Source organism: Frankia sp. CoWAU3 (genome assembly GCF_977971855.1).
The window spans coordinates 5,272-9,652 of the sequence record NZ_CDWWXB010000132.1 but is presented as its reverse complement, the minus strand read 5'-3'; the positions used below and the strand labels follow the sequence as shown (position 1 = coordinate 9,652).

Annotated in this window: 2 protein-coding genes; both read left to right on the top strand. The window is 73.0% G+C overall.

The window, feature by feature from the left end; translation table 11 throughout:
- Positions 1-442 precede the first annotated feature (442 nt).
- Positions 443-742: a DUF4193 family protein gene (locus AC08ON_RS12390; protein ID WP_011435374.1), complete on the top strand. Its 300-nt coding sequence runs from the start codon at positions 443-445 to the stop codon at positions 740-742.
- A 139-nt stretch (positions 743-881) separates the two neighbouring features.
- The coding region (locus AC08ON_RS12385) for a winged helix-turn-helix domain-containing protein (protein WP_476617012.1) at positions 882-4,381 on the top strand (3,500 nt) is incomplete at its 3' end.

Genomic DNA, 4,381 nt, shown 5'->3' with positions numbered 1-4,381 from the left:
ATCCCGCTAGATCCAGCCGGTCGGCCCCCAGGCTTGCGTGGCCCTTTCCGACCATCCGATGACGGCGCGGCGTCCAGGTGGTGTACGGTGCCGCATCGATCGAGATGCGGACGGTCCACCGGAGTCGTGATGTTTGATCATGGCTGTGGCGGGAGTGACACCGCGCCAGCCAGGCGCTGTCTGGCCTGACACGGTTCCGCCCCGTATCCTTCGCTCGGCTCTGGAGATCCGCGTTCCGGCCGGGACCCTTGGATGTGGTGGAGGCACCCGGAAATGCGGATACAGGGCATCGCGTCACCTCAATCTTTGGGGTCACTGCGTACTATAACCAGCCGATGTCCTGAGGTGCCGTGTTTCATGGCTCCTCACGCTCGGTCGAACCCAGGACCGATGGGTTGGCATACCCATTGGGTGAACGACGGCAGGGAAAGGAAGGAGACGCATGGCTCGTGACTTCGACGCTCGGCGAAGCACGGATGTCGAGGAGGACGAGCTCCAGGAACAGAGCCTGGAGACGCTCAAGGCGCAGCGCGCCGGTGCGGCGGCGGACCTGGGGGACGACATGGACGCCCTCGAGGCCGAGCTGGACCTTCCGGATGCGGAGGTGCGCGACGAGGAACTGTCGCTGCGGGTACTTCCCCGGCAGGCCGACGAGTTCACCTGCACTCGATGCTTCCTGGTGCAGCACCGCAGCCAGCTCGCAGACGTCCGTCACGTCGTCTGTTCGGACTGCGCGGCCTGAGGGCCGGGTCCCGGGGCGGGGTGTCCCTCGACGGCGGGCGGTGCGGACCGGTTGCCCGGTTGCCCGGTTGCCTGGTTGCCCGGTCGTCTGAGTAGGCGTACCACTACCTAACGCGAGCTTGTCGCTGGGGGTGGTGCGGATGCTCGACGAACAGTCACCGATGTCCGGTTCCGTCCGGTCCCGTCCTGCCGCATTTGAGGGTCGACGGCCCCTCCGCCCGGAGGATGCCGCTCCCCGTCCCGGGGAGGAGGATCCCGCGGACGGTCCCGAAAGCCTGCCGCTGCTCCTGAACCGGTTCGTCCCCCCGCCGGCCCCGCCGGGTCATGTCGATCGACCACGGCTGCTCGACGCACTCGACGCCGCCACCGTCCTGCCCCTCACGGTGGTGCGGGCTCCGGCCGGCTCGGGCAAGACGGTGCTGGTCGCGGCCTGGGCCGCGGCCCGGCGGGGGGAGACGCCGATCGTGTGGGTGCGGGTCGATCCGGCGGTCGTCCCCGGCCCGCGCGGCGGGGGGCCGGGCCTCCCACTGTGGCCGCAGCTGCTGCACGGGCTGGAACGACACGGTCTGCTCCCGGCCGGTGAGGGCTTTGGGAGCCGGTACGGTCCCGCGGCCGACGATCTTTATGATCGGCGTTACCGATGGCTCGCCAACATCCTCGCCGACCTACCGACGTCCTTCATACTGATCCTCGACGACGTGCATCTGATCACCCGGCGTTCGGACCTCGACGGCCTCGAACTGCTGATCGACGGGGCCGCGGATCGGGCCCGGATCATTCTGATGGGCCGGACGGTGCCCGTGGCGCTGCACCGGCTGCGGGCCGCCGGGTGGATCACCGAGATCGGCCCGACAGATCTCGCCTTCACCCGGGCGGAGGCCACCGCGCTCCTGGGCCGGCAGGAGATCACGGGCCGGCAGGAGATTACGGGCCGGCAGGAGATTACGGGCCGGCAGGAGATCACGGCGTCGCCCGCGACGGTGAGCGGTCTCGTGCACGTCACCGAGGGCTGGGCGGCTGGGCTGCGGCTGGCGGCCGGGGCGCTCGCCGCACGGGAACGACGACCACTGCCGGGGGCGGACGGGCGGTGGGAAGCGGCCGTCGCATCCCCGTCCGGTGGCCTCGGTGACACGGCTGGTTTCTCCGGCGCCGTGGCCGGCCATCCCGCGGTCGCCGATTTCCTGCGGGCCGAGGTGCTAGCCGGTAAGCCGCCGCCGGTACGCCGCTTCCTCCTGCGGACCAGTGTCCTGGAGCGCATGACCGGGCCGCTGACGGACGCCGTCGCGGCCGAGCGGATGGACGCGGGCGTCCTGGCGGCGGCTACCGGCTCGCGTGCCGCGCCGGCACCCACGGTGGGTGCACGGGTGAGCGGGAAGGAAGTTCTGGCGGCACTCGCGCGTGCCGACGGCTTCGTGGTCGAGCTCGACCACGACGGCGGATGGTTCCGCTTTCACCGACTGCTTGCCGCGGTGCTGCGTTCCGCGTTGGCCGCGGACGGCGACGAGGACACCGCTGAGCTTCACTTGCGAGCCGCGATCTGGTTCGCCGCGCACCGTCGGACGACGGACGCGGTACATCACGCCGCGCATGCCGGGGACTGGTGGTACGCGGCCTGTCTGCTCGTCGATGGGCCCGAGATGGTGGACGCCCTGCATGGCGGCGTCGCGGGGTTCAGCCCGATCATGACGGGGATGCCGGACTCCCCGGCCTCGTGGTCGCCGGAGTGCGCCCTGGTCGCCGCCGTGGGCCGGCTGGGCCGGGGACAGGTGGGGGCGGCCACCAGATACCTGCAGGTGGCCCGGGGGAGCATCGCCGCGGCGGTCGTGTCCCGTCGTCGCGCGCTCGCGGTCCGGGCCGATCTCGTCGACCTGCGCCGGGCGGAGCTCGCCGGGGCGTGCGAGGAGATGCTGAGCATCACCCGCCGGTTGCTACGCTCCCCGGGCAGGCCGGGCGCCGTGCCGCAGCCGGTTGGTCCGGTGGTTGCCGGTGTGACGGGGCGGGCGGAGGCCGCGGGGAAGGGCCGGCCACGACCGCCCGCCGACGTGCGGCCGCCGGGAGATCCCCGGTTCCTGCCCGCCGGCCCCGCCGGGGGCGCCGAAGGTCCCGGACGGGAGCCGGCCGGTGTTCGACGTGATCACGTCGGGGGAGACGTGGCCCGCCCCGGCTCCGTCGTCGGTGGGGCCCCGCCGGACCGCCCGGCCGGGATCGTCGCGCGATCGACCGGTGGTGGCGTGGATGGTGGCGTGGATGGTTCCGACATGGTCGCGGCGGCCGTGGCCTGGTGTGCGCGCGGGCGGGCGGAGCTCTGGCTCGGCCGTCCCGACCTGGCGCTGGAGGCGTTGCGGGAGGCGATGACGGCGGCCCGGGATACCGGTCTGCGGACGGTCGAGGCATCGGCGTCCGGGGCGATGGCTCTCGCCTACGTGCTACGAGGTCGGTTGCGGCAGGCCGAGTCCAGCGCGGCAGCGGCGGTCGCCACCGCCGCTGTGATCACTGCCAGCCCGGTCGATCCCACGGTCGTCCCCGCATCCTCGGATGGTCGGACCGACATGCCGGCAGGCCTGGTCGAGGTGCATCTCGCCCATGCGATGGTGGCGGCCGCCCGGGTCGACGACGTGCGCGTCACGCACCATCTCGACCTCGCGCGGATGGCCTTCACCCCGGCGCATCCTCCCTACCTGCTCGATCTGATCGTCGTACTGGAGGCGAGGGCGCGATGCCGGCGTGGGGAGGCGGACGATGTGCGGGCTGCCCGCCGTCTCCTGGCGTCGCGAGGACGACCGGCCGGACCGCCGCTGTGTCTGTCGCTGTGGCGCGCCGCCGAGACCGATCTGCTGATCGCCGTCGGGAACGCCCAGGCTGCCCGGCAGCTGCTGGGACAGCTGGCTGACACCCGCCGGCCGGACCATGCTCTCGCGCTCGCGGCGGCCCGGGCGAACCTCGCGTGCGCTGATCTAGAGGGAGCGGAGCACGCGGTGGCGGCTCTGCTGCGGGCGGACGGTGGCGGAGGCAGTTCGGTGGTGTCGGCATGTGTGGTGGCAGCGGTGGCGGCCGCGCGGCGTGATGACCATGCGCGGGCCACCGACCTGCTGGCGCGTGCCCTCGCGCTCGCCGAGGACGAGGGACTCGCTGGCCCGTTCCTCGAATTCGGCGGCGAACCGTTGGCGATCTTGGATGCCCATCCCGGCCTCTCCGCCGCACATCCGTTCTTCGTGTCGACTCTGCGGGCCATGGCCACGACGGAGTCCGCCGCCGCGGTGAACCCGCGGACGCCGACCGACGGCGGACCGGTCATGGCCGTATCCGGGGCGGGGGTGCCGCCCGTGGGGGCGGCCGGCCTGGAGGTGCCGAGCGGGGGGACGCCGAGCGGAGAGGTGGCGGTGCCCGCGCCCGCGTGGCCGGCCACCCCACGTCGATCCGTCATGAGCGGGCGAATGGCACGTCCGGCCCTCATGACCCCCGCGGCGCGCTCGGCGCCGCCTGACCGTGACAGGCAGGGGGCCGACGTCCCGCGCGGCCCCTCCGGCCCCTCCGGTCCGGCGGGCTACGGCCTTGGGACGGGAACAAGTCCGATCTCCCCAGGGCAGCCGGGGGCGCGTGAGCGCTCACCCGGTTCCAGGGACGGGCGGGGACCCGGGGC